This window comes from Methanoculleus frigidifontis, assembly GCF_030464345.1.
Classification (GTDB): domain Archaea; phylum Halobacteriota; class Methanomicrobia; order Methanomicrobiales; family Methanoculleaceae; genus Methanoculleus_A; species Methanoculleus_A frigidifontis.
In genome coordinates, this window is the sequence record NZ_VCYH01000008.1 from 143,907 (window position 1) to 168,404 (window position 24,498).

General features: G+C 63.1%; 22 protein-coding genes and 1 tRNA gene. 11 read left to right on the top strand and 12 right to left on the bottom strand.

Features of this window, described 5'->3' with window-relative positions; all coding sequences use genetic code 11:
- Positions 1 to 6: 6 nt before the first annotated feature.
- From FGU65_RS12380 to serA, 3 genes are all read right to left on the bottom strand, one after another.
- A complete protein-coding gene (locus FGU65_RS12380; RefSeq protein ID WP_301664789.1) occupies positions 7 to 153 on the bottom strand; it encodes a hypothetical protein in 147 nt (48 codons plus the stop codon).
- A gap of 166 nt (positions 154 to 319) precedes the next feature.
- Positions 320 to 393: transfer RNA gene (locus tag FGU65_RS12385), tRNA-Val, on the bottom strand.
- A gap of 125 nt (positions 394 to 518) precedes the next feature.
- Positions 519 to 2,102, bottom strand: a complete 1,584-nt coding sequence (serA, locus tag FGU65_RS12390; protein ID WP_301664790.1) for a phosphoglycerate dehydrogenase — start codon at positions 2,100 to 2,102, stop codon at positions 519 to 521.
- 94 nt (positions 2,103 to 2,196) lie between these two features.
- Between serA and ppsA the strand changes: the two genes are divergently transcribed.
- From ppsA to FGU65_RS12425, 7 genes are all read left to right on the top strand, one after another.
- Positions 2,197 to 4,479, top strand: coding sequence for a phosphoenolpyruvate synthase (ppsA, locus tag FGU65_RS12395; protein WP_301664791.1), 2,283 nt, complete (start codon positions 2,197 to 2,199; stop codon positions 4,477 to 4,479).
- Entirely contained in the window at positions 4,472 to 5,572 is a 1,101-nt protein-coding gene (gene mfnA, locus FGU65_RS12400; RefSeq protein WP_301664793.1) for a tyrosine decarboxylase MfnA, read from the top strand. The genes ppsA and mfnA overlap by 8 nt, the downstream gene beginning before the upstream one ends.
- Positions 5,562 to 6,113 carry a hypoxanthine/guanine phosphoribosyltransferase gene (gene hpt / locus FGU65_RS12405; RefSeq protein WP_301664795.1) on the top strand — a complete coding sequence of 184 codons (552 nt, stop codon included), beginning with the start codon at positions 5,562 to 5,564 and terminating at the stop codon, positions 6,111 to 6,113. The genes mfnA and hpt overlap by 11 nt, the downstream gene beginning before the upstream one ends.
- Positions 6,091 to 7,044: a diphthamide biosynthesis enzyme Dph2 gene (gene dph2, locus FGU65_RS12410; RefSeq protein WP_301664797.1), complete on the top strand. Its 954-nt coding sequence runs from the start codon at positions 6,091 to 6,093 to the stop codon at positions 7,042 to 7,044. The genes hpt and dph2 overlap by 23 nt, the downstream gene beginning before the upstream one ends.
- On the top strand, positions 7,041 to 7,652 hold the full coding sequence (locus FGU65_RS12415) for an METTL5 family protein (RefSeq protein ID WP_301664799.1): 612 nt from the start codon (positions 7,041 to 7,043) through the stop codon (positions 7,650 to 7,652). The genes dph2 and FGU65_RS12415 overlap by 4 nt, the downstream gene beginning before the upstream one ends.
- Positions 7,624 to 8,832 carry an MFS transporter gene (locus FGU65_RS12420; RefSeq protein ID WP_301664801.1) on the top strand — a complete coding sequence of 403 codons (1,209 nt, stop codon included), beginning with the start codon at positions 7,624 to 7,626 and terminating at the stop codon, positions 8,830 to 8,832. Before FGU65_RS12415 ends, FGU65_RS12420 begins: the two co-directional genes overlap by 29 nt.
- 71 nt (positions 8,833 to 8,903) lie before the next feature.
- Positions 8,904 to 10,556: an ABC1 kinase family protein gene (locus FGU65_RS12425; RefSeq protein WP_301664803.1), complete on the top strand. Its 1,653-nt coding sequence runs from the start codon at positions 8,904 to 8,906 to the stop codon at positions 10,554 to 10,556.
- 107 nt (positions 10,557 to 10,663) lie between these two features.
- Here the strand turns inward: FGU65_RS12425 and FGU65_RS12430 are convergent, their stop codons facing one another.
- From FGU65_RS12430 to cofG, 5 genes are read right to left on the bottom strand one after another with little or no spacing between them, the layout of a single operon-like run.
- Positions 10,664 to 10,945 carry a ferredoxin-thioredoxin reductase catalytic domain-containing protein gene (locus FGU65_RS12430; RefSeq protein WP_301664805.1) on the bottom strand — a complete coding sequence of 94 codons (282 nt, stop codon included), beginning with the start codon at positions 10,943 to 10,945 and terminating at the stop codon, positions 10,664 to 10,666.
- A 27-nt stretch (positions 10,946 to 10,972) separates the two neighbouring features.
- Positions 10,973 to 11,674: a phosphoribosylformylglycinamidine synthase I gene (gene purQ, locus FGU65_RS12435; protein ID WP_301664807.1), complete on the bottom strand. Its 702-nt coding sequence runs from the start codon at positions 11,672 to 11,674 to the stop codon at positions 10,973 to 10,975.
- Positions 11,671 to 11,916 carry a phosphoribosylformylglycinamidine synthase subunit PurS gene (gene purS / locus FGU65_RS12440; RefSeq protein ID WP_301664809.1) on the bottom strand — a complete coding sequence of 82 codons (246 nt, stop codon included), beginning with the start codon at positions 11,914 to 11,916 and terminating at the stop codon, positions 11,671 to 11,673. Before purS ends, purQ begins: the two co-directional genes overlap by 4 nt.
- 22 nt (positions 11,917 to 11,938) lie before the next feature.
- Complete coding sequence (gene purC / locus FGU65_RS12445) at positions 11,939 to 12,643, bottom strand: phosphoribosylaminoimidazolesuccinocarboxamide synthase (RefSeq protein WP_301664811.1); 705 nt, start codon at positions 12,641 to 12,643, stop codon at positions 11,939 to 11,941.
- Positions 12,644 to 12,687: 44 nt separating this feature from the next.
- Positions 12,688 to 13,683 carry a 7,8-didemethyl-8-hydroxy-5-deazariboflavin synthase subunit CofG gene (gene cofG / locus FGU65_RS12450; protein ID WP_301664813.1) on the bottom strand — a complete coding sequence of 332 codons (996 nt, stop codon included), beginning with the start codon at positions 13,681 to 13,683 and terminating at the stop codon, positions 12,688 to 12,690.
- A 736-nt stretch (positions 13,684 to 14,419) separates the two neighbouring features.
- Between cofG and cofC the strand changes: the two genes are divergently transcribed.
- The gene (gene cofC / locus FGU65_RS12455; protein ID WP_301664815.1) at positions 14,420 to 15,061 is read left to right on the top strand and encodes a 2-phospho-L-lactate guanylyltransferase; all 642 of its coding nucleotides are present in this window, start codon (positions 14,420 to 14,422) and stop codon (positions 15,059 to 15,061) included.
- Here cofC and cofE read toward each other — a convergent pair.
- The 4 genes from cofE to glyA are packed head-to-tail and all read right to left on the bottom strand — an operon-like array spanning position 14,981 to position 18,694.
- Positions 14,981 to 15,793 carry a coenzyme F420-0:L-glutamate ligase gene (gene cofE / locus FGU65_RS12460; protein WP_301664816.1) on the bottom strand — a complete coding sequence of 271 codons (813 nt, stop codon included), beginning with the start codon at positions 15,791 to 15,793 and terminating at the stop codon, positions 14,981 to 14,983. The genes cofC and cofE overlap by 81 nt on opposite strands.
- The gene (gene folP / locus FGU65_RS12465; protein WP_301664817.1) at positions 15,790 to 16,599 is read right to left on the bottom strand and encodes a dihydropteroate synthase; all 810 of its coding nucleotides are present in this window, start codon (positions 16,597 to 16,599) and stop codon (positions 15,790 to 15,792) included. The genes cofE and folP overlap by 4 nt, the downstream gene beginning before the upstream one ends.
- Positions 16,581 to 17,426 (bottom strand): bifunctional methylenetetrahydrofolate dehydrogenase/methenyltetrahydrofolate cyclohydrolase FolD, encoded by an 846-nt coding sequence (gene folD, locus FGU65_RS12470; protein WP_301664818.1) that lies wholly within the window; start codon positions 17,424 to 17,426, stop codon positions 16,581 to 16,583. Before folD ends, folP begins: the two co-directional genes overlap by 19 nt.
- Positions 17,423 to 18,694, bottom strand: coding sequence for a serine hydroxymethyltransferase (gene glyA / locus FGU65_RS12475; protein ID WP_301664819.1), 1,272 nt, complete (start codon positions 18,692 to 18,694; stop codon positions 17,423 to 17,425). Before glyA ends, folD begins: the two co-directional genes overlap by 4 nt.
- Positions 18,695 to 18,795: 101 nt before the next feature.
- On the opposite strand from glyA, the gene FGU65_RS12480 reads away from it, so the two are divergent.
- The 3 genes from FGU65_RS12480 to FGU65_RS12490 are packed head-to-tail and all read left to right on the top strand — an operon-like array spanning position 18,796 to position 23,635.
- Positions 18,796 to 19,452 (top strand): hypothetical protein, encoded by a 657-nt coding sequence (locus FGU65_RS12480; RefSeq protein ID WP_301664820.1) that lies wholly within the window; start codon positions 18,796 to 18,798, stop codon positions 19,450 to 19,452.
- Positions 19,453 to 19,464: 12 nt separating this feature from the next.
- Positions 19,465 to 22,908, top strand: a complete 3,444-nt coding sequence (smc, locus tag FGU65_RS12485) for a chromosome segregation protein SMC (RefSeq protein ID WP_301664821.1) — start codon at positions 19,465 to 19,467, stop codon at positions 22,906 to 22,908.
- On the top strand, positions 22,901 to 23,635 hold the full coding sequence (locus FGU65_RS12490; protein ID WP_301664822.1) for a segregation/condensation protein A: 735 nt from the start codon (positions 22,901 to 22,903) through the stop codon (positions 23,633 to 23,635). Before smc ends, FGU65_RS12490 begins: the two co-directional genes overlap by 8 nt.
- The last annotated feature ends 863 nt before the right edge of the window (positions 23,636 to 24,498 follow it).

Below are 24,498 nucleotides of genomic sequence, written 5' to 3' on the forward strand. Positions count from 1 at the left end.
CAGCCGTCAACTCCGAAACACCTTCTCGATCTTCACCCGCCGTCCGAGACGCGTCTCGTACCACTCCTGCTGCCGGAGCGCCTGCCGCATGCTCCGGATGCGGTGCCGGACCTGCGTTCCGGTCTCAACGTCGGTCAGAATAAATTTCGCCACCGGTATCCGCCCCGTCGATATATGCAGAATAGACCTCGCTGCTTACGAAGGTTTCTTTTCGGCTTTCAGCCGCAGGCGAACCGCCGCACGGCGCGTGCACCGAAACCCGGAGAAGAATGGCGTGCAGACGAATCTTACGAAGCAGGGAACGATCACAAAAGAAAGATGGGCTCGCTGAGATTCGAACTCAGGACCTCCGCCATGTCAAGGCGACGTCATAACCAGCTAGACCACGAGCCCGTGTGCCTTGTGCTCTATACCGTTGGTGATCAGGATATAAAAAAATTGGCTTTTGTCACGCCGGGAGACCCCCGCCGTTCGTCCGTTTTCCGGAAAAAATGAAGGCGCCGGTTCGGGATTCCGGGTTAAATCTCGGCGTGCTTCGCGGTATGGATCCCGGCGACGTCGCAGATCTCGGTCATCGCCTCGGCGGGGACGGCGCTGTCCACCGTCAGCACCATCAGCGCTTCCTCGCCGGGTTTGTTGCGGCCCACCTGCATCCCGGCGATGTTGACGTTCACCCTGCCGAGGATGGTGGCGACCTGGCCGATCACGCCGGGCCGGTCGGTATGGCGCGAGATGACGACGTGGCCGGTCGGCGTCAGGTCGGTCATGTAGCCGCCGATGTTGACGATCCGCGGTTTGTTCTGGCCCGAGAGATTGCCGCTGACCGATTCGGTCATCCGGTCGGTCTTCACGGTGATCGTGATGATGTTCTTGAAGCCCTGCGCCTCTTCGGTCGTGGTCTCGCTCATGCGGATCCCGCGCTCCTTTGTCACGAACTCGGCGTTGACGATGTTGACCGGCATCTGGAGAATGGGATCGAGCAGTCCCTTGAGGGCGGTGCGGGTGATGTACTTGGTGTTCGGCATCCGCGCAATCTCGCCGCCGTAGGTGATCTCCACCGACTCGAGCGGCCCCTCCACGAGCTGGATGAGGAGCCGGCCCATCTTCTGGGCGAGGCGTGCGTAGGGCTCGATCGTCTCCGCCTGCTCGGGAGGCACCATCGGTGCGTTCACCACGTACTTCGCCGCCCCGCCTTCGAGGACACTGATGCACTGCCGTGCGACCGATATGGCGACGTTCTTCTGCGCCTCGACGGTGCTCGCCCCGAGGTGCGGCGTCACGATCACCCGGTCGAGCCCGAGGAGCGGGGAGTCCGTCGGCGGCTCGCTCTCAAAGACGTCGAGTGCCGCCCCTGCGATCTTGCCGCTCGCAACTCCTTCGGCGAGCGCTTTTTCGTCGATGATACCGCCGCGGGCGCAGTTGATGATCCGCACCCCGTCCTTCATCGTGGCGATGCTGGTAGCGTTGACGACATGCCGCGTCTCCTTGATCAGGGGCGTGTGCACCGTGATCACGTCGGCGACCCGGAAGAGTTCGTCGAGCGGCAGCAGCTCGACGCCGAGCTGTGCGGCGCGCTCCTTGCTGATGAACGGGTCGTAGGCGACGCATTTCATCTCGAGCGCCCGTGCGCGTTTCGCGACCTCCTGGCCGATACGGCCGAAGCCGACGATACCGAGCGTCTTGTCGTTCAGCTCGACGCCCATGAACTTCGAGCGCTTCCATTCTCCTGTCTTTAAGGATGCACTTGCCTGGGGGATATTGCGGGCGAGGGAGAGCATCATCGCCATGGTATGCTCCGTCGCCGCGAGCGTGTTGCCCTCCGGCGCGTTCGCGACGATGATCCCCCTGCGCGTCGCCGCGTCCATATCGATATTGTCGACTCCGGCGCCTGCACGCCCGATGAACTTGAGTTTCGCCCCCGCATCGATGACGCGCAGCGTAACCTCCGTGCCGGAGCGCACTAAAAGCGCATCATAGTCCCCGATAGCCTGAACGAGCTCGTCCTCGTCCAGATCGGTTCTGACATCCACGGTGCAAAATTCCCGCAGGATCTCAAGCCCTTCGTCTGCCAGCGGATCGCTGACCAGCACTCTGTAGCTCACAGTAATAACCCATACTCATTCTGCACCATCGGTATTCATCTTTTTCTTCCGAAATATTTTAAATGATGATGAGAAGTATATGTGTGGTGCGAGCATGAAACAAATGCCCAATGTTCTGTGGCTCGAAGAGATAAAGAAAGAAGATATCGTTTCTGTAGGGGGAAAAGGAGCCTCTCTCGGAGAAATGACCTCGATCGGGCTTCCCGTGCCGAAGGCATTTGTGGTGACCGCTCAGGCATTCCGGAGATTTCTGGTAGAATCTAGTCTTGAAGACACGATTTTTAAGAAACTCGACCGCCTTGACGTTGACGATACCGATGCCCTGGAGTCCGTGTCGCGCGAGGTGCAGGACCTCGTGCTGAACGCCGCGTTGCCGGATCAGATCCGTGAGGATATCACCGATGCCTACGGGCGGATGGGCGAGGACGGCCTCATCGTCGCCGTCAGGTCCAGCGCGACCGCCGAGGATCTGCCCGAGGCGAGTTTTGCCGGCCAGCAGGAGACCTTTTTGAATATCAAGGGAGACGGCGACCTTCTGGAGGCCGTCCAGCACTGCTGGGCATCGCTTTATGGTGCACGTGCAATATATTATCGCGCCAAGCAGGGCTTTGACGACCGGTCGGTCAACATTGCCGTGGTCGTCCAGCAGCTTGTCCAGTCCGAGAAGGCCGGGGTCTTATTCACGTCCCATCCGGTCACCGGCGAACCCCTGACGATCATCGAGGGGTCCTGGGGCCTTGGAGAAGCGGTCGTCTCCGGCAGCGTCTCTCCCGACAAGTACGTCTTTGACCTGCGCACGGAGCGTGTTGTCGACCGCCTGATCGCGGAGAAAGAGGTGGCCATCCTCCCGAACGGGGAGAAGGGCACGAAGATCGTGGAACTGACGCCGAAGCAGCGTGACGCAGCGGTTCTCTCCGATGCGGAGGTGGCACGCCTCTCCACGCTCGGCAAGATCGCAGAAGACCACTACGACATCCCGCAGGATATTGAGTGGGCTATCGTGGACGGCGAGTTCTACATCCTGCAGTCCCGGCCGATCACGACGATCAAACGTGCGGAGATGGCCCTGCCTGCCGAGGAGTCGGGTGAAGGGCCTGGAGAAGTCCTGCTGGAAGGGCAGGGCGCCTCGCCCGGCGTCGCCAGCGGCCGTGTTGCCATCGTCCACGACATCAAGGATACGCGTGGGGTCAAAGACGGTGACATCCTCGTCGCCAAGATGACCAACCCCGATATGGTCCCCGCCATGCGGCGGGTGAGTGCCATCATCACCGATGAGGGCGGTATGACCTGCCACGCTGCCATTGTGAGCCGCGAGCTCGGGACGCCCGCAGTCGTCGGCACGAAGAAGGCGACGAAGCTGCTCAAGGCCGGTCAGATGGTCACGGTCGACGGTGAGAAGGGTGTCGTCTACGAGGGAGCGGTTGCTACGCCGAAGAAGGAAGAGGCGGCAGCCCCGGTCGCCGGCGCCCCGGCACCGGTCATCACCGGCACGCTCGTCAAGGTGAACGTCTCCCTGCCCGAAGCGGCGCAGCGTGCCGCCGCGACGGGTGCGGACGGCGTCGGCCTGCTCCGGATCGAGCACCTGATCCTCGGCCTGCAGAAGACCCCCGGCTGGTACATCAACAAAGGAAAGGAAGAGGAGTTCATCCGGGAGCTCTACGACGGTATCAAGGTCGTTCTCGACGCCTTCCCCGGCAAATCCGTCTGGGTGCGGACGCTCGACGCCCCGACCGATGAGTTCCGGAACATGGAGGGCGGCGAGGACGAGCCCGCCGAGCACAACCCCATGCTCGGGTGGCGCGGCATCCGGCGCGACCTCAACTCCCCCGAGCAGTTCAGGATGCAGGTCGAGACCTTCAAACGCCTCTGGGCGGCAGGCTACGACAACCTCGGGGTTATGTTCCCGCTGGTGAACCATCCCGACGAATTCATCCGAGCGAAGGCGATGATGAAGCGCTGGGGCGTCGACGTCGACGCCGTCACCCTCGGTATCATGGTCGAGATCCCGAGCAGCGCCATCCTGATCGAGGACTTCATCAGGGCGGGGATCAGGTTCGCCTCCTTCGGGACGAACGATCTCGTCCAGTATACCCTTGCGGTCGACCGGAACAACGAGAACGTCGCCGACATGTACATGCCGAAGCACCCTGCGGTGCTCAAGCTCATCGACCTGGCGATCACCGCCTGCCGTGCGAACGGTGTCGAGTGCTCCATCTGCGGCCAGGCAGGGTCGGACCCGTCGATGGCAGCGTGGCTGGTCGAGCACGGTATCACCAGCATATCCGCCAACATCGATGCCGTGCCCCGGATACGTGAGGCCGTAGCCCGGAAAGAGCAGCAGATGATACTGGACATGGCGAGACGAAACAATGCGTGAACGCGGATGTTCTGAGGAAGAACTCTTTTCTTTCCTCTCGTCCACGCGGAGAGAGGATCTCGGCTATCACAACATCTTAAGTTCGATGTGCACCGTGCCGCATCCGATTGCAGAACGGGTGCATGCGATGTTTATCGAGACGAATCTCGGCGATCCCGGGCTCTTTCCGGGAACGGCATCCCTCGAGGATCTGCTTGTGGAGCGGATAGGGGCGCTGCTGCACCATCCCGGGGCCGGCGGCTACGCGACCTCGGGAGGCACCGAGTCGAATATCCAGGCGCTCCGGATCGCCAAAAAAAGGAAAGACGTGGCGAGCCCGAACGTCGTGGTGCCTGCGTCCGCCCACTTCTCGTTCGAGAAAGCGTGCGATATCCTCTCGCTCGAGATGCGGACGGTGCCGGTCGACGCCAACTACCGGATGGACGTCGATGCCCTGGACGGGCTCGTCGATGCGAACACGGCATGCATCGTCGGCATCGTGGGGACGACGGAGTACGGGATGGTCGATCCCATCGACCGCCTCTCCGAGGTTGCGGAGGAGCAGGATACCTTCCTCCACGTCGACGCCGCCTTCGGGGGAATGGTGGTGCCGTTCCTCCCGGACCCCGCCCCCTTTGACTTCCTGCTCCCGGGGGTCGACAGCATCTCGATCGATCCCCACAAGATGGGGATGAGCACCATCCCGGCCGGTTGCCTGCTCACGCGGGATGTGCGGATGTTTAACTGCTTAAATGTAGACACCCCATATCTTACTGTCAAGCAGGAGTGCACGCTCGCAGGGACACGGTCCGGCGCATCGGTCGCCGCGGCCCTCGCAGTCCTCGAATACCTCGGCATGGACGGGATGCGCAGCATCGTCGCCGGGTGCATGGAGAACACCCGCCGCCTGGTCGAAGGGATGGAGACCTTCGGCTGCCCCCGCGCCGTCACGCCCGACGTGAACGTGGCGACCTTCGTCTGTGACGCTTCGCCGCCGGGGTGGCGCGTCTCCAGAACCCGCAACGGCCACATGCGCATCGTCTGCATGCCGCACGTGCACCGGGACGTCATTGAGGCATTCCTGCGCGACATGGGTGAACTGAATGCTCAATAGGCTGGTAACATCACTGGAAGCCTCCCCGATGGTGAAACGGGGAGATTACAACTACTTTATCCACCCGATCACCGACGGCGTCCCGGTCCTCGAACCGGCGCTCCTCCGGGAGATTGGGTGCGCGATGGTGCGGATACTCGACCTCGAAGGGGTCGATAAGATCGTCGCCGCCGAGGCGATGGGGATCCACATCGGAGTGACCCTCTCGCTGATGACCGATATTCCCCTGGTCATCGTCAGAAAGCGCCCCTACGAGCTCCCCGGCGAGGTGGCGATCCACCAGACGACCGGATACTCGAAGGGCGAGCTCTACCTCAACGGGGTGGCAAAGGGCGACCGCGTTGTGATCGTCGACGACGTCTGCAGCACGGGCGGCACCATGCGTGCGGTCATCGGAGCGCTCGAGAACATCGGCGCCGAGATCGCCGACATCTGTGTCGTGATCACCCGCGGCGACGAGGATATCGGCCGGCCGTTCAAGACCCTGGTCAAGGTGGCGGTCGCCGAGTCCGGAGTGCGTGTCGTTGATACCTACGCATGACCTCATCGCGAAGCTCCGGAGCCGCGGCGCACACAGCGTCGCCCTCCAGTTCCCTGCCGGGCTGAAGCGGCAGGCCTGGCCGGTCGCCGCGGCGCTCCGGGATGCCGGGTTTGCGGTGATCGTCAGCGGCGATCCCTGTTACGGTGCCTGCGACCTCGACCTCGACGCGCTCGACCTTGCCGACGTCCTGGTGCACTTCGGGCACGCGCCGGTCGAAGAGCGTGCCCGCGTGATCTACGAGCGGGCAGCGGCCGATATCGACGTTTCGGTGCTGGAGAAAGCCCTGCCGCTTCTTTCGAAGAAACGGATCGGCCTCATCACCACCGTCCAGCACGTCCACCAGATCGATGCGATGGCGGCGTTCCTCGAGAGCCGCGGCATTGAGGGCGTCGCCGCACCGGGGGACGGCCGCTCGCCCCTCCGCGGGCAGGTGCTCGGCTGCAACTTCTCGGCGGCGCGTGCGACCGGCGCGGAGGAGTTCCTCTACGTCGGCACCGGGCTCTTCCACCCGATCGGCGTCCAGCTGGCGACCGGCGCCCGGGTCGTCGCGCTCGATCCCTACACCGGGACGGCACAGGAGGTTGACGCCTCCCGCCTGATCAGGAGGAGGTTCGCCGTGATGGAGAAGGCCCGGGACGCAGAGAGCGTTGGGATCATCGTCAGCACCAAGAGCGGGCAGCAGCGGCTCGACCTCGCCCGCCGGCTTGCCGCCCTCTCCGACCGTGCGGTGCTGGTCACGATGCGCGAGGTCTGCCCGGACGAACTCCTCAATCTCGGGTTCGCCTGCTACGTCAACACCGCCTGCCCGCGGCTCGCCTACGACGACCAGGTGCGGTTCCCGGTGCCGGTGCTCAGCCCCGAAGAGTTCGAGATCCTCTGCGGCGTCCGGCGGTTTGAAGACTACGCCATCGACGAGTACCTCTGTCCATGAACCTGCGGCACCTTGAGATGCGGCTTGAGCGCCTGGCCGGGTTTGCGCGGCCGAGCGCCCGGCTCGAACAGTACCAGACGCCTCCTGCCGTTGCAGCCCGCCTCCTCTTCCACGCATATATGCAGGGCGCGATCGAAGGCAGGGCGGTCTGCGACCTCGGGTGCGGCACCGGCATCCTCGCCTGCGGCGCCGCGCTGCTCGGGGCATCCTCGGTCGTCGGCATCGATATCGACCCGGGCGCCGTCGCCGCGGCGCGGAAGAACGCCGATGCCGTCGATGCACAGATAGGGTTCCTCGTCGGCGACGTCCGTGACGAGGGGTTCGACTGGAGCTCCCTCCGGTGCGACACCGTCGTCATGAACCCGCCCTTCGGGGCGCAGAAGGCGCATGCCGACCGGCCGTTCATCGACCGGAGCCTGCAGCTCGCGAGCGAGGTCTACGGCATCTTCAACGGCGGCTCCAGCCCGTTTGTAGCCGCCTATACGGAAGGCCGGGCCGCCGTCGAGGAGGTGATCGCCTGCTCCTTCCCGATGCGCCGCACCTTCGCGCACCACCGGAAGGACCGGGCAGATATTGCTGTTGAAGTCATACATTACCGCCGCATCTGATACCGTGACGTCGAATACAAAATCCGTCTGGGGGCTCTCGACCGCCCACCTGGTGACCGATATCTATTCACCCGTTCTTCCGGCGATCATGCCGCTGCTCATCGCCCAGGAGGGCTACACCTACTTCCTGGCAGGCCTGATCATCACGGTCTACAACCTGACCTCGTCGTTTATGCAGCCGGTCGTCGGCTGGGCGTACGACACCCGGGGGATCGCCGTCCACGTCAGCATCAGCGTCCTGATGAGCGCGGTCTTCATCTCGATCATCGGCGTCGTCACGGACTATACCCTGGTGCTCGTCTGTGCCGGGCTTGCGGCGCTCGGGCACGCCTTCTTCCACCCGAGCGCGCTCGGAACGGTCAGCAGACTGACGCAGGACGCAAGCAGGGGCAGGATCACCTCCTACTTCGTCGTCGGAGGGAATCTCGGGTTTGCCATCGGCCCGATCTGCGCCGGCGTGGTGGTGGGGTTCTTCGGCCTGCCCGGACTGGTCTTCCTCGCCGTCCCCGGCATCATCATGGCCGTTGTCCTCCGCACCGTCCTGCCCCCGCCGCCATCTCGGCCGCCGAAGGTCTCGGCGCTGAAAACCCCGGCGGGTGGAAAGGCATCGCTGCGGCCGGTGGCCGTCCTGGTCGCCGCCTCCGCGCTCCGGGCATGGGCGATATTCGCCTCGGTCGCCTACCTCCCGACGTTCCTCACGACCCGGGGGTTCGACCTCGTCACCGCGAACCTGCTGGTCTCGGGGATGCTCCTCGCCGGCGTGATCGGCCAGGTCGTCGGCGGGACGATCTCGGACCGTTACGGCCGCAAAGAGTACACACTTGTCGGCCTCGTTGCTGCAATCCCGCTCTTCTATCTCTTCCTCGCAACGGACGGCATCCTCTCGCTCGCGGTGCTGATGATCTTCGGCTTTACCCTCTGGTCGACCTTCTCGGTGACCGTCGCGATGGGGCACGAGCTGATGCCGCGGAGCGTCGGGCTGATCTCCGGGCTGATGCTCGGGCTCGCCGTCGGGGCGGGCGGCATGGGCGTCGCCGCGACAGGCTACATCGCCGATGCGTTTACCCTGAACGTCGGGCTCTTCACCATACCCCTGCCGGTGATTGCCGCCGTCCTGCTCTTCCTTGCCGTTCCCTACCCCTGGAAGATGCTCCGGCGCATCACCCGCCCGGCTCCCTGACTGCAAGAGCGTGAGCAGGCAGCCCGATCGAGCAAACTCATTAAGTACCAAAACGGCAGAAGGGTTGCTCAATGGTCACCCGGTTCCAGCGCTACGGGCAGATCGCCGACGTCCTGATCAAGTACGGGTTCGGGATCCTGGTCGAAGAGGTCTTCCCTGGTTCTGAACGGCTGCGTGCGTTTAAAAAACGGCAGAAAGTCGAGGAGCGGTCGGTGTACGAACGCATCCGGCTGGCCATCGAGGAGCTTGGGCCCACCTTCATCAAGTTCGGCCAGATTACAAGCACCCGGCGGGAGCTGCTGCCGCCCGAGCTGATCGAAGAACTGCAGAAACTGCAGGACCAGGTCGCCCCGCTGCCGTACAGCGATGTTCTGCCCGTGATCCGGGAGTACTGTCCGAACTTCGGTGAGTGCTTCGACCTCATCGAGGAGGAGCCATGCGCCGCGGCATCCCTCTCGCAGGTCCACCGCGCCGTCCTGAAGGACGGGTCGGTGGTCGCCCTCAAGGTGCAGCGGCCCGGGATCGTCGATCTCATCGAGATCGATCTTCTGATACTCCGGTCGCTCGCCGACAGGGTCGAGATGATGTACCCGGATCTGCGGGTCTACAACCCCAGCGGGATCGTCGATGAGTTTGCCCTGCAGATCCGCAGGGAGCTCGATTTCGTACAGGACGGGAAGAACGCAGAGAGGCTCGGGCGGAACATGCGGGACGTCCACGGTGTCCGCGTGCCGAAGATCTACTGGAACTACAGCGGCACCCGCATGCTGACGATGGAATACGTGGAAGGCGTGCGGATCGACGACGTCGATGCGCTCCGGAAGATGGGGCTGCTCCCGGGCGAGCTTGCAGAGCGGGGATTTTACGCCTACATCAAGCAGATATTCATCGACGGCTTCTTCCACGGAGACCCCCACCCGGGCAACCTGCTGGTGACCGACCGGGGCTCTATCGTCTTTCTGGATTTTGGGATCGTCGGGCTGCTGCGCCCCGAGAAGAAACGGCGGTTCATCGACCTCCTCCTTGCTATCGTCGAGACCGACGTCGACCGGGTCATCGATGCGTTCAAACATCTCGGTGTCTCAATCAAGCCCGAGGACCTCGAGAATGTCAAGGACGAGATCTACCTGGTGCTCGTCGACTACCGGGATATGCAGATCCAGCAGTTCGACTTCGGGATGGCGCTCATGGGCCTCACCGATACCCTTCGCCGCTACCGGATCCGCGTCCCGCCGACGCTGATGCTGATGCTGAAGGTGATCGTCATGGTGATGGACGTCGGCACGGCGCTGGACCCGACGTTCAACTTCGACCGGAAGATACGGCCATACATCACCGAGATCGTGGTACAGGAACGGTTTTCCCCAAAACGGGTGCTGGGCGCAGGGCACGCAATCGCCGAGGCCGTCGACAGCCTCGTCGCCCTCCCCCGCTCCATTGCCGACACGCTTCAGAACGTCTCCGAGGGATCGATAACCCTTGAGGTGGAGAAGAGCAACCTTGCCCAGATCGTGGATACCCTCGATCACGTCACCGACAAGGTCCTCATCGGCCTGATCGTCGCGGCGATCGTCGTCGGGTCGTCGCTCATCCTGCGGGTATCGGATGTGGTGCTCCCCGACTACATCACCTGGCTGGCCATCATGGGGTATGCCGTTGCGGTGGTCGTCGGGTTCTATGCAATCTACCACGCTATCGGGTACCGCTCGGACGGCGGGCGGTAATCACGGGACGCCGCGGCGATCTTTCACCACGGCGTGCCCGCAGAGGAGAGGGCCTTTTTCGGAGAAGAGCAGCAGGCGTCCCCTGTGGGGATCTCGGAAGCGCCCTGCTATCCGTTCTTTTTCCTGAAAAAGAGGTTGCAGTGGCACTTTCCTGTTTCTTTGATCTCTTCTTCGTGATAGACGCAGGGGCAGATGATGATGCGGTCTTTCTCAGCGTCGCCGCTCCGGAGACGACAGGGGCAGTACTGCTCCCCGAACCGCTCTTTGTTCCGGGAAAGCCCCCGGAGAACCGTGTTCAGCTGCTTTTCGTCGGGGTTGAGGATCCAGCCCCGCTCTTTTGCGTAATTCCGCGCCCAGGCACGCATCTCCTCGATCGATTCTTCCGTCATACTCTCTGCTCCGACGATGGGATCTCTCTATCCGTGCTGTTCGATATGGGTTATCATTGAGTTAAATATTCGTATACCTGCGTCCGACCCGAGCACCGTCTCCGACGCCCGCTCGGGGTGGGGCATCATGACCATCACGTTGCAGGCGCTGCCCCCGAGAATGCCGGTGATATTCTCCACCGAGCCGTTCGGGTTGCTCTCGGGCGTGACCTGCCCCTCTTCGTCGCAGAACCGGAACGCGACCCGCCCCTCCCGGTTCAGTGTCTCGACGACGCCCGGCGGCGCCACGTACCGCCCCTCCTTATGGGCGATGGGGATCTTGATGACGTCGCCTTTCCGGTACGCCGAGGTGAACGGCGAGGTGTCGTTCTCGACCCGCAGGTGCACGTGGCGGGAGATGAACTTCGGGTAGGCGTTGAGCGTGAACGTGCCCGGAACCAGGCCTGCTTCAGAGCCTATCTGTGCTCCGTTGCAGATCCCGAGGATGAGGCGCCCCTCTTTCGCGTGCCGGAGAATGTCCTGCATGACCGGTGTCCGTGCCGCGATCGCCCCTGCCCGGAGATAGTCTCCATAGGAGAACCCGCCCGGGAGGACGACCGCGTCGTACGGCTGCTGCAGTCCGTCCTTGTACCAGACGAGGTCGGTCTCGACGCCGCAGACCTCTGCGAGGACGTGGTGGGTATCCCGATCGCAGTTGCTCCCGCCGAACTGGACGACCGCGAACCTCATTCTGCGACCTCAACCGTATAGTGGTGGATGACGGGGTTTGCCAGCAGGCGTTCGCACATCTTCTCCGCTTCCGTGCGGGCGTCCTCCGGCGTCGGCGCATCCAGGGTAATCCGGAAGAGCCGTGCCGTGCGCAGGTGTTCGGTCTCGAAACCCAGGTTGGCGAGGGCGTGCCGGATGGCACGCGCCTCCGGGTCGAGCATTCCTTCTTTCAGTGCAATGGTGATTGTTACATCATACTTCATGGCAGTATTCCTCCCTGGAAAATCAGGTGATGATCCGCTGCGCCACCCGAGAGTACTCGGCGACGACATCCCCTTTGTCGAACCGGTATACATCCTTGTCCATCGACTGGCCGGTCTCTGCATCCCAGAGGCGCATCGAGTCCATGCTGATCTCGTCGCCGAGACAGATCTCGGCGTCCCCGCGGCCGAACTCGAGCTTGAAGTCGACGAGGGTGATGCCCCGCTCTGCAAGGTGCGCTCTGAGGATTTCGTTGATGGTGAGTGCCATCGCCTTGATCCGGTCGAGCTCTTCCCGCGTCGCCAGACCGAGTGCAAGGATCAGGTCGTCATTGAGCATGGGGTCGTGCCGGGTATCGTCTTTGTAGTCGATGACGATCACGGGCGGGTCGAGGGGCGCCCCCTCGGTGAAGGGATAGCGCCGGACGATCGAGCCTGCTGCGACGTTCCGGACGATGACCTCAATGGGTATCATCGCCAGTTCCTTCACCGCCATGGTGTCCGGGTCGATCATGCCGAGGAAGTGCGTCCTGATGCCGTTCTCTTCCAGCATCCGGAAGAAGAATGCCGAGACCTCGGCGTTGTATCTCCCCTTCATGGTGAGAACGTCTTTCTTCTCGCCGTCGAAGGCCGTAATGTCGTCCCGGAACCGTACGATGAGCGTCCCCGGTACGTCGGACCGGTAGATCGTTTTTGCCTTGCCCTGGTACAGAAAGTCACGCTGTTGCATGTCCTGATCTCTCCCTTATTTATTAGCCTTTATACTGAATGAGTCTATGCTTCATCTCCGCCGCCGGCGGTATGAAGCCTGTCCGCGAGCCGGCGCACCAGGGGTTCGAGCGTCGGCGATACCCACCCTTTCTCGATGAAGCGCTGATAAATGCAGAGCCGCTCGCGCAGCACGGCGTCGCCGACGAGGTTCTGCAGCTGCTCGATCTGGGGCCACGGATGCTCCGGGTTGACGTAGTCGATGGTGAGCGGTGAGATCCCGCCGAGGTCGTCGACGCCGCAGTCGATGAGGTAGGCGGCGTCGGCAAGGTTCGGCGGGATCTGCACCGCAACCTCCGGCGGGAGGATCTCCCGTGCGAGGCTGATCGCCCTGCAGAGGTCGTCGGTGCCGGGCACCGGTGCATGCTCCATCGCCGTCCCCTCTTTCGGGCAGAAGTTCTGGACGATGACCTCCTGGATATGGTCGTAGCGCCGGTGGAGGTCGCGGATGACCCGGAGCGACTCCTCACGGTCGTCCATCGTCTCGCCGATGCCGATCAGGATGCCGGTCGTGAACGGGATCCGCAGTTTTCCTGCGTTCTCCATCATCTCGATCCGCACCGCAGGATCTTTCCCGGGCGAGTGTGCGTGCGCCTCCACCTCTGCCGTGGTCTCGAGCATCAGCCCCATGCTGGCGTTCACCTCGCGCAGCCGCTCGAGCTCGGCATACGTGAGTATCCCGGCGTTGGTGTGCGGCAGGAGTCCGCGGTCGATGGCTGCACAGCAGAGATCGTAGCAGTAGTCCAGAATGTCGCCGTACCCGAGGGCGCTGAGCAGGCCCGGGAATCCCGGCACCCGTCCCGGACGCTCGCCGAAGGTGAAGAGCGCCTCCGTGACTCCGACCCTCGCGCCGCTGTCAAGGGTGCGGAGCACCTCGCCCGGGGGCAGGATGCACCCGTCCTGCGCCGGTGTTCTGAAACAGCAGTAGCTGCACCGGTTGAAGCAGACGGTTGTCAGGGGGAGGAAGACATTCTTTGAGAAGGTGATTTCCCGGCGGTGCATAGGTACTAATCTGCACCGGCCCTCTTCAACCTTCGGACAGGCGGGTCCGGAGAAACCCGTCCGGCGGTGTTCGCGGCGGGTATTTTCGCGATTTTGCTTTCGGCCGAAGGTTTGCCCCGCCCCGGCATGCCGGGGTAGTGCTCCAGCATATACCTGATACGTGATCGCAGAGAATCCGACCGAAATTACGCTATCCACCAACCCGCGTTCATGACAAAAAAATACCACGGGGAGAAGATTTCCAGTATCGGGATTTGGTGAAGCTCTCTTCCGGCTGTCATGCTTCCCTGACGAGATTGGTGCCTGATCAGGCCGGTTCCCGAAGTTCGGCCTTCTTTCTCACGCATGCCCGCATGCCGTGGACCGTGGCGGCTATCGCCATGGGGGTGGGGCCGACGGGGAGGGGTTTTCCCCTCCCCTGTCTCCCGCGAAGATCCCCAGACATCGTCAACCCCACCCGGCTTCCGGCCTCCTCCCCCGCCCCCAGGGGCGGGGGCAGTCATGGCGATACCCAGGGGAAAGCCGTGCCCCGGGGTGCAATCAATCGGGAACTCCCGGACGCGATCGCAACAACGGGAGTATCAGGTGTTTCGTAGGGCACTGCCCATGCCGCGGACCGTGGCGGTGCGATCCCGGGGCGGGGCGGACCGGGAAGGTGGCAGGGGAGCGGATTTCCGGCTGGTCTGCTTCGAGGGTAGCGATGGCTTTTTGTCGATCACTGGACAACCGGTTTTGAATGTATTTTCACGCCCTGATCCCCTTCAAGCCGGTCAACCCCAAGACCCGGCTATCCTGCGTCCTCGACCAGGAGGAGCGCGAAGCCTTCGCCCGGTGCATGCTCGACGACGTGATCGGCGCCGTGCTGAAGTCCGGGTGCAGCGCGACCCTCCTCTGCACGGACCCGTTCGAGCACGAGGACGCCCTCATCGCCGTGCGCAGAGAGCCGCTCAACGACGCCATCAACTGGGCGCTCCCCCAGTTCCACTGCCCGGCGCTGATCATCATGGCCGATATCCCGCTCGTCAGGGCAGGCGACATCCAGCGCCTCGTCTCGACCGCGAAGGACATGGCGATCGTGCCGGGGCGTGGCGGCGGGACGAACGCGATCTTTCTGAAAAAGCCGCGCTGTTTCCGTGCCGACTATTATGGGGCGAGTTTCCTCGATCATATGCGGATAGCCGAAGAGTGCGGGTTCTCGGTCGAGGTCATCGACTCGTACCGGATGTCGACCGATATGGACGAAAAAGAGGATCTGGTCGAGCTGCTGATCCACGGGCGGGGGAAGAGCAGGGAGTTTTTAGAGCGGCTCGGGTTCGCTCTTTCGATCGAGAAGGGACGGGTGGGCGTGAAGCGCCGTTCCCATGAAGAGACACTCTGAGGCGTCGATCGCGGCCACGCCCGAGTAATCTCCTATCGGGAGCCCCGACCCGCGGATGACCGCGCCGGGGACGCACTCGTCCGCCTCTCCCATCACGAGTTCCGCCGCCGATGCAAGGCAGTCGGCGACGGCCCTTTTTGTGACGTGCAGTTCCCTGCCGAAGAGATCGGTCCTGCCGCATTCGTCGATCGCCGACAGCAGCCCGGAGCACCCGATGGCAACCCCGCTCGACCCGAGGCGCATGGCGTGCGTCCTGCTGTCGGCGACGATGACGCCGACCTCGGCGGCGCAGCGCTCCCGGATCCCGGCGCGGATCCGCGCCGCGCTTGCGTCCGGGTCGACCGGGAGAAGAACGACGGAGCCCGGGGGGGCGTTCGAGGCGTCGACTCCTGCGTTGGGGAGGAGCGTCCCGTTCTTCAGGCAGAGCAGAAACCCGGGGATCCCGCCGACGACCCTGTCGCTCTCATCGAGGACGATCTGGACGAGGCGGGGGTCTATGCCGTACTCCGCGCCGAGCCGGTCGGCCTGCTCCGAAGGTTCCACGCTGCTGATGGCGACCACCCTCCCTTCTGCGGTGGCGAGGGGCGACTCCGCGACGACGATGATGTCGCCGTCCTGAAATCCGCCGTATTCGGTTTCGGCGCATGCTGCCGCGAGATGGGAGACGACATCGTCCCCGGGGTGCAGGAGATCGGTCTTCAACCCGAATACGCAGAATGCATTCCTGTTCATGCTTTCACCATTTCTTCATACACCTTCAGGAGGTCGGCGGTCTCCTGCACGTCGTGGCACCGGACGGCCGCCGCACCGCGTTCGATCAGCATCAGGGTGGCCGCGAGCGTTCCGGCGAGGCGGCCCTGCGCCGGGCGACCCAGCAGGTCGCCGATGAACGTCTTTCTGGAGATCGCCGCGAGGAGCGGGCGGTCGAGCGCCTGGAACTCGTCGAATCTCCGGCAGATCTCCCAGTCGTCCTCACTCGAGCGCTCGGGCGTCCACCTGCCGACGCCGGGGTCGAGGATGTAGTTCTCGATCCCGTAGCGCACGCAGCGTTCCTGCACCGCCCGGAGCGCCTGCAGCGTGGCATCGAAGCCGACGGCGTCGCCCGGCCGGGTGACGCTCGCCATCGCAACGACCGGCAGACCCGATTCGGCGGCCAGACGGGCAAAATCCGCGTCGGCGAGCCCGCGGATGTCGTTTATCCCGTGGATCTCGTGCCGAAGGCAGACCTCGAGCACCTCCGGGTGCACCGTGTCGACCGAGACGGGAAAGCCGGTCCCGTCCAGCTCCGTGAGTGCCGCATCGATCCGGGTGATCTCCTCGGCGACGCTCAGCGGCGGTGCGGCGGGAGCCGTGCTTCTGGCACCGATATCAAGCAGGTCGGCTCCCTGTTCGTGCATCCGGGCTGCCCGGTCATACACGTCCGGTGCGGCCGCATAGGAGCCGGAGTAAAAAGATTCGGGGCTGCAGTTGATGACACCCATCAGGCGGACGGGAGCGCCGCCGCCTATCCGGATCCCATCTATAACGCAGGGTCGCATGCTCTCAGCGTTGCAGCCAGGAACGTCTGCTCCATGAGTGTGGCGATCGTCATCGGGCCGACCCCGCCCGGCACCGGGGTGATGGCTCCCGCCTTCCCGGCAACGGCCGCAAAGTCTACGTCCCCACAGAGTTTCCCGTTCTCGTCGTAGTTGATCCCGACGTCGATGACCGTCGCACCTTCCCCGACCATATCGGGGCCGACGAACCGCGCCTTCCCGACCGCGCTGACGAGGATGTCTGCAGAACGCATCTCATCTGCAAGGTTCTGCGTTCTGCTGTGGCAGATCGTGACCGTCGCATCGGCGTTGAGCAGGAGCGCCGCCATAGGCCTGCCGACGTCGATGCTCCGCCCGACGACGACGGCGCGCTTCCCGGCCGTCTCGATGCCGTACTCGGCGAGGATCGTCATGATCCCCTTCGGCGTGCAGGGCGAGAAGACCGGCGTCCCGGCGAGCAGGCGGCCGAGACTGTACGGGTGAAACCCGTCGACATCCTTCCCGGGTGAGACCGCCTCGATGACGCGCGCCGTCTCGACCTGTCCGGGAAGCGGGAGCTGGACCAGGATGCCGTTGATATCGGGGTCGCGGTTCAGGCGGGCGACCGTCTCGAGCACCCGCTCGGTGGACGCGTCCTCGGGGAGTTCGATGCCGACGGAGCCGATGCCGACCCGTTCGCAGGCACGGTGCTTCATCCTGACGTAGAGCTGCGATCCCGGGTCTTCGCCGACGATGACGGTCGCGAGGCGGGGGTAGAGCCCCGACTCCTCGATCCGCTCCTTGAGTATCTCAAGTCTCTTTTCGGAGACCTTTTTGCCGTCCAGTATCATGCGATTTCGGGGTACAGGGGATACCTGCTCGCCATGGCGACGACTTCCTCTCTGACCTCGTCGATGGCCTTCTTGGAGTTCTTGTCGCGGGCGACGTCCTTGAGCACGCGGGCGATCCAGTCTCCGATCTGCTTCATCTCTTCTTCCTTCATGCCGCGGGAGGTCACGGCGGGCGTCCCGATCCGCAGGCCGCTCGTGACGAAGGGGCTGAGCTGCTCGCGGGGGATCGTGTTCTTGTTGACCGTGATGCCCGCCTCGCCGAGGGCGTTCTCGGCCGCAAGACCGGTCAGGTGCTCGCCGTTCGTGGAGATGCCCGTCAGGTCGAGGAGGATTAAGTGGTTGTCGGTTCCGCCGGAGACGATGTCGAGGCCTTCAGCGCTGAGCACCTCTGCCATGGTCTTCGCGTTCTTGATGACCTGTCCGCAGTAGTCCTTGAACGAGGGGTGCATCGCCTCTCTGAAGCAGACCGCCTTTGCGGCGATGACGTGCATCAGGGGGCCGCCCTGCATCCCCGGGAAGACCGATTTGTCGATGGCGGGCGCGTCCTCTTTGCTGCACATGATGGCGCCGCCGCGCGGCCCGCGGAGCGTCTTGTGCGTGGTGGTGGTGACGTAGTCGACGACGCCGACCGGGTTGTTGTGGTGGCCGGTGGCGCAGAGCCCTGCGATGTGGGCGATGTCGGCCATGCAGGAGGCACCGACGCCTTCGGCGATCTCCTGGAACGCCTTGAAGTCGATCTCGCGCGGGTAGGCGCTTGCACCGCAGACGATCATGGACGGTTTGACGATCCGCGCCATCTCTTCGAGTGCGGCGTAGTCGAGCGTCTCGCTCTCGGGGTCGACGCCGTACTGGAAGATCGAGTACCACTTGCCGCTGATGTTGACCGGTGAACCGTGCGAGAGATGCCCTCCCTGCGTGAGGCTCTGGCTCATGATCCTGTCCTTGTAGTTTAAGTACGCAAAATAGACCGCCTGGTTTGCCTGGCTTCCGGAGTGAGGCTGCACGTTGGCGTGTTCCGCCCCGAAGAGCTCGCACATCCGGTCGCGCGCCAGGTTCTCCACGACATCGTGGTACTCGCAGCCGCCGTAGTAGCGCTTTCCGGGATAGCCCTCGGCATATTTGTTGGTCATTATTGACCCCATTGCTTCGAGAACGTTTCTGCTGACGATGTTTTCGGAAGCAATGAGTTCCAATCCATTGAGCTGACGCAGGCGTTCGCTCTCAATGACGCCTGCGACTTCAGGATCGAATTGTGCCAGATGAGACATGTAAAAAAAGGTTGCCGTGAAGAGGTAATATTCTTTCTTCCGTCGAATGTAAATGAAATATTAATACGTAAGCACCATCAAGGTTAATTTTGAGGGAAATAATGGCACAAAAAGATGCGCGGATTCGGTTTCTGGAGCGGGAACTTGCAGACCGGGAAGCGGAAGTAGAAACATTAAAGGGGGCGGAAACTACGGAAATTTCACAGATTGATGATGAGCGGCTGCGCGACGTTGAGCGGAAAATCGCGGATATCGAAGCCCTGGTGAAGGGTTTGACCGGTGAAATGCTCGATCTCAAATCGATCGTCATGAAAATGCAGCGGCAGGCGGATGAGCGCGGAAAGGCTGCATTGCCGGCCGAGCCGCGGAAAGCGGAGATGCCGAAGGAGCCGGCTGCGGCAGAGCCCGAGCGGCCGGTGCTGAGCGCCCGGCGGCCTGTCCGCGAGGGTGCGGCGGCGAAGCAGGAGCCTCCGGCAGTCCGCGCAGCCCGCAGGGAGTCCGAGCGTCCGGCGCCGGAGGATGCCGACGATCTCGAGCTGATCATGCAGAACGACGGGACGCTCAAGCCCGAACGGCGGGGGGGTTCCGAGTACATCGTCGCGAGCACCCGGTACGACAACAAACCCATGAGCGGCGGGCGGAAGGGGTCGTCCGACAGCCTCGTCGTCGCCGATTCCGGGCAGCGGCGCCGGAAAGAAGCCGACAACATTATTCATGCAGAAGATGACGATACTATCGAGTTTGATTCGAAGCAGTAGGGAGCCTGATCCTTGTACATTACGCAGCTTGAGATCGACAACTTCAAGTCTTTCGGAAGAAAGACCAAAATTCCATTTTTTGAGGGTTTCACTGTCGTTTCAGGCCCGAACGGATCAGGGAAAAGCAACATCATCGATAGCGTTCTCTTCGTGCTTGCACTCTCCGGCGCCCGCGGGCTCCGGGCCGAGAAGCTGACCGATCTGATCAACGTCAACACCGGCAAGAACACGGCGGAGGTGACCGTCACCTTCTCTGACGGCACCGCGATACGCCGGCGGATCAAACGGACGGCGACCGGGTATTACAGTTACAACTACTTGAACAACCGGCTCTGCAAGCAGGGTGACGTCATCGAGTTTCTGGCGAAGTTCGGGATCAAGCCGGAGGGCTACAACGTCGTGATGCAGGGTGACATCACGCGCATCATGGAGATGAGCAATACCGAACGGCGCAAGATCATCGACGAGATCGCCGGTGTTGCCGAGTTCGATCATAAGCGCGAGCAGGCGCTCGGCGAGCTCGGCGTTGTCAGGGAGCGGATCGAGCGTGAGGAGATCATCCTTCACGAGCTCGCCACGCGGCTTGACGCACTGCAGCACGAGCGCGAACAGGCGCTCGAACACCAGCGGTGGCAGAACGAGATCGCACACCTCTCCCGCTGCCGCGGTGCCGCCCAGGTCCGGCAGAAGGAGCAGGAGATCGGAGCGCTGCAGGAGCTCATGCAGAACCAGCAGGCGGAGCAGACCCGGCTTGGCGCGGAGATCGCCGGCAAAAACGAAACGCTTGCCGAGATGCGCTGCCAGCTCGGCGACCTCGACCGCGAGATCAATGCCAGGAGCGGCACCGAGTTTCTGCGGATCGTCGGGCAGCTTGAGGAGGAGCGGAGCGGGATCAAGGTTGCCGAAAAAACGATCGAGCGCCTGAAGCGGGAGAAGGAGGAGAATCTGGAGTCCGTCAAGCGGGTCTACATGGACAGCAAGCGTGCCGAGTCCCGCGTGACCGAGACCGGCGAGCAGATCCGCACGATGAGCATCGACAGGGCGAACCTCGCGATGGAGCTTGCCACTGCGCGGGAGCAGATGTCCGGCGTCGAAGAGCGGATCCAGGCCGAGAGCAGAGAGGTCGAGGGCGTGAAAGACCAGCTCTTCGCCCTGATGAACGCCTCCGAGCAGCAGAAGGAGGTCCGGGCGAACCTTCTCCACGAGCAGGACCTGATCATCGAGAAGAGCCGGATGCGGACCTCGGAGCGAGAACGGCTGCAGTCCCGTCTTCGCCAGGTGGACGAGGAACTCGAGAGCAAGCACGCGCAGGTTGCCGAGTACTCCGCCTCGATGGTCGACTGCGAGGAGGAGAAACGGCGCCTCGAGCGTGATCTTGCCGAGGCGGAGGGGTCTCTCTTCGCGCGCCGCTCTGCCCTGGACCGGCTGAAGAAGGAGATCCGCTCTCATGAGCAGGATATCATGCGCTTTGAGGCGCAGCAGCAGGCGGGAGGAGACGCGGCCGGACGGGCGATGGAGCAGATCCTCGGGATGGACGGCGTCCACGGCACCGTCGCGCAGCTCGGACGGGCGCCGCCCGACTATGCGACGGCGCTGGATGTGGCGGCGAGCGGCAGGCTCCGCTACGTCATCGTCGACAGCGACGGCGTGGCCTCGGATGCGATCCGGTTCCTGAAGGAGAACCGGCTCGGCAGGGTCACGTTCCTGCCGCTGAACAAGCTCCGGCCGCCCATTCTCTCCCCGCTGGACGCGGACCCGGGCGTCGTCGGGTACGCGGTCGATCTGCTCGAGTACGACCCCGAGTTCGACCGGGCCTTCCGGGTGGTCTTCGGCACCACGGTCGTCGTGGATACGCTCGAGCGCGCCCGGCGGATGATGGGCCGCTACAAGATGGTGACCCTCGACGGCGAGGTCCTCGAGAAGGCGGGGGCGATGACCGGCGGATCGCAGCAGAAGAAGATGAAGGGTTTCGGGGTCGCGGTCGACGACGAGATTGCACGCCTGCGCGCCGCGCTGATCGGGCTCGAGGCCGAAGCGGCGGAGGTCGGCGCCGCGATCCAGCGTTCTTCGTCGGTCTCGGAGGAGATGCGCAGCAGACGCAGTGCGCTTGACGAGCAGCTCGCACGCTACCGGATGCTCACCGAGGAGTTCCGAAAACGCGTCGACGTTCTCGAAGGCGAGAAGCAGGAACTCGCATCGACGCTTGCGGAGATGGAGCAGGGGGCGAAGAGCGGAAGTGCGGAGCTTGCACGCCTCGAGAGCGATCTCGCTATGGCGAACGCCGAACTCTCCCGGCTCACCGGCGAGATCGATGCCCTCAAGGCCAAACTGGACGACACCGGCATCCCCGCGCTCACCGAGGAGTACGAGCGCTACCGCAGAGAGGTCGACGAGACCGAGAAGCGGCTCCGGAACAAGGAAGCGGATATCGCGGATGCCAAACGCGAGCGGCAGCACTTTGTCAACCGCCTCGAGGAGCTCGGGGCGGAGCGGGAACGGGTCGCCGGGAAGAACCGGGATATCGACGCCGAGATCACCGCTTTGTCCGGGCAGATCGAGGAGCACTGCCGGTCGATAGAGCACCTCGAGGCGAGGCAGGAGGAGTTCTCGCAGGAACTCGCGGACCTCCGGCGTGAGCGCGAGGAATCCGTCGCCCGGATCCAGGATGTGGAGAAGCGGATCATCGAGCTTGAGGGGGCGGTTGAGCGGACCAGGATGCAGATGGAGGCTCTCTGCGACCGGGAACGCTCGCAGCTTGAGGAGCTTGCCCTCCTGCGCGAGCAGGCCGGTGACCTGCAGACCGATCTGACGCTCGCTGAGATCGATGCCGGCATCGATGCGGCCGAGCGCGCCGTCCGCAAGATCGGCGCGGTGAACATGCTGGCGATCGAGGAGTGTGACCGGGTGCTGCAGCGGCTGGAGGAGCGGACCGAGAAGAAAGACGTCCTCTCCCGTGAACGGACGATGCTTCTCGAGCGGATCGAGAAGTTTGAGAAGTTGAAGTACGACGCATTCATGACCGCGTTTTCGTTCATCGATGCAAATTTCCGGGAGATCTTCGCGCGGCTCACCGACGGGAGCGGGCACCTGATCCTCGAGAACGAGGACGATCCGTTCGCCGGCGGCATGACGTTCGCGGTGCAGCCGCGGGACAAGAAGGTGCACCTCCTCTCCTCGCTCTCCGGCGGGGAGAAGTCGCTGACGACGCTTGCGTTCATCTTCTCGATCCAGAAGTACATGCCGGCGCCGTTCTACGCGCTCGACGAGGTCGATATGTTCCTGGACGGGAACAACGTGGAGCGGATCGCCGATATGATCAAGGAGCTCTCGTCGCGCGCACAGTCGATGATCGTCTCGCTGCGTAAGCCGATGATCGAGCGCGCCGACCGGATCATCGGTGTGACCATCCGGCCCGACAAGAGCACCTACGTGACCGGTGTGAAGAATAATGGATGAGGAGCCGATCGAGATCCTAGTCGGCATGGCCGAACGGGGGGAGGTTGATCCCTGGAATATCGACATCGTCGACCTGACCGACCGGTTCCTCGCCGAACTCGAGCACCGCAAGGAGCTCGATCTCCGCATCTCGGGGCGGACGCTCTTTTACGCGGCGACGCTGCTGCGGATGAAGTCGGAGTATCTGGAGACGATCGACGATGAGCCGGATGAGGACGACCTGCTCGGCGACGACGATGCCCTCTTCGTCGATCTTGAGTGCGATTTCGATCCTGTCCACGCCGCCGAACCGATGGAGCGGCTCGAACGGGAGATCCAGCGGCGCCTGGGCAGGAAGAGCGTGCGGAGCCGTCCGCCGGTGACGCTCTACGAGCTGATCAAGCAGCTGAAGACGGCGGAGCGGGAGCAGCAGCGCCGGCAGCGGCGACGGAGTGCCGCAGTCAGGGACACGGACCTGCACCTGAACGCGGAGGATGTTGTCGGGCTTGCCCATGATGAGGGGTATCAGCGCGCCGTGTCGACGGTGCTTGAAGGCTACCTGCGCACGGCGGGCAGCGGCGCGCCCACGACGCTCGGCGAACTCTCCTCGCAGATGGGGTGGGCTGCGCGTGACGTCTACATCCCCCTGCTCTTTCTGATGCTCGAGGGGAAGATTGCGCTCTGGCAGGACGAGTTCTTTGGTGAGATATTCGTCGGCGACGAGGCTCCGCCGTGCGGCGAGGCATGATGCGGCACCGCTCGCCGGGCGTCTCGCCGGGGGCGGTCGGTCGGTCTTCGTGCGTTCTGTGGCTCCGTTTTTTCCGGCATGATCTGTCGGGGGTTCTCTGTTTCTCAGCATTTTTTCGGGTATCCGGGTGGGAGGATCTGCGCGCATGCCTGTGGTGGTGATCCGGCTGATGCGTTCTCCTCTCTGATCCCGGGGGTTTTCGGTCAAGAATGGTGGTATTCACCCCCGGAGCGCTCGCCACCGGGCTCAAAGTATATATACTCGCGACGACCACCTGATATGGTCGAATGGGGAGCGGTTTACGACGATTCTGCCCGGCCTGGGCGCGGTCGTCCGTCGCTTCACACCGTTATGAGGGTTCGAGCGGATTCGCTCGGATCTGATGTTTAGGGGAAACTTATATATTGCAGCGGCGACAACATTGTAAGGCTGTGTTGATGTGGTGCCGAACCGTGCAGCCCTCCGGGGTGGTCTGGTCGTGGCGCCGTCAACTGCAATGAGGGTCCGAGCAATCTCGCTCGGATCTGATGCGGGAAGACAATGTTTATATCTGGCAAAGAACAAACATTGTTTCCTTCAAAATGAACTATAATGGTTGTTCCGCCGTGAAACCGCGGCGGGAAGCCTTCGGTTGCCTGCATGGGTGTTCGGTGCGCCGCATCGGATCTCATGCGGGAAAACAAGGCTTAAATACCATCAAATACAAATATAGTTTCCTCGTGATGGAGAACCAACATGACCGCGGTTTATGCGGGTTGGTTCTGACGTTGGCATTGGCAATGCGGAAATCTGTTTAGTAACCGCTAATTCCACCCAAGTTTAAGCAAGTGTGCATTACTTCCAAATTCTGGTTGATCCTGCCA

Excerpts from the sequence above, each read along its gene's own strand:
- folP (WP_301664817.1), bottom strand. The coding sequence starts at position 16,599 with ATGCGACCCTGCGTTATAGATGGGATCCGGATAGGCGGCGGCGCTCCC.
- FGU65_RS12415 (WP_301664799.1), top strand. The coding sequence starts at position 7,041 with ATGAACCTGCGGCACCTTGAGATGCGGCTTGAGCGCCTGGCCGGGTTT.
- hpt (WP_301664795.1), top strand. The coding sequence starts at position 5,562 with ATGCTCAATAGGCTGGTAACATCACTGGAAGCCTCCCCGATGGTGAAA.
- cofG (WP_301664813.1), bottom strand. The coding sequence starts at position 13,683 with ATGCACCGCCGGGAAATCACCTTCTCAAAGAATGTCTTCCTCCCCCTG.
- cofC (WP_301664815.1), top strand. The coding sequence starts at position 14,420 with ATGTATTTTCACGCCCTGATCCCCTTCAAGCCGGTCAACCCCAAGACC.
- purC (WP_301664811.1), bottom strand. The coding sequence starts at position 12,643 with ATGCAACAGCGTGACTTTCTGTACCAGGGCAAGGCAAAAACGATCTAC.
- purQ (WP_301664807.1), bottom strand. The coding sequence starts at position 11,674 with ATGAGGTTCGCGGTCGTCCAGTTCGGCGGGAGCAACTGCGATCGGGAT.
- purS (WP_301664809.1), bottom strand. The coding sequence starts at position 11,916 with ATGAAGTATGATGTAACAATCACCATTGCACTGAAAGAAGGAATGCTC.
- folD (WP_301664818.1), bottom strand. The coding sequence starts at position 17,426 with ATGATACTGGACGGCAAAAAGGTCTCCGAAAAGAGACTTGAGATACTC.
- FGU65_RS12425 (WP_301664803.1), top strand. The coding sequence starts at position 8,904 with ATGGTCACCCGGTTCCAGCGCTACGGGCAGATCGCCGACGTCCTGATC.
- cofE (WP_301664816.1), bottom strand. The coding sequence starts at position 15,793 with ATGAACAGGAATGCATTCTGCGTATTCGGGTTGAAGACCGATCTCCTG.
- FGU65_RS12480 (WP_301664820.1), top strand. The coding sequence starts at position 18,796 with ATGGCACAAAAAGATGCGCGGATTCGGTTTCTGGAGCGGGAACTTGCA.
- glyA (WP_301664819.1), bottom strand. The coding sequence starts at position 18,694 with ATGTCTCATCTGGCACAATTCGATCCTGAAGTCGCAGGCGTCATTGAG.
- ppsA (WP_301664791.1), top strand. The coding sequence starts at position 2,197 with ATGAAACAAATGCCCAATGTTCTGTGGCTCGAAGAGATAAAGAAAGAA.
- FGU65_RS12430 (WP_301664805.1), bottom strand. The coding sequence starts at position 10,945 with ATGACGGAAGAATCGATCGAGGAGATGCGTGCCTGGGCGCGGAATTAC.
- FGU65_RS12490 (WP_301664822.1), top strand. The coding sequence starts at position 22,901 with ATGGATGAGGAGCCGATCGAGATCCTAGTCGGCATGGCCGAACGGGGG.
- mfnA (WP_301664793.1), top strand. The coding sequence starts at position 4,472 with ATGCGTGAACGCGGATGTTCTGAGGAAGAACTCTTTTCTTTCCTCTCG.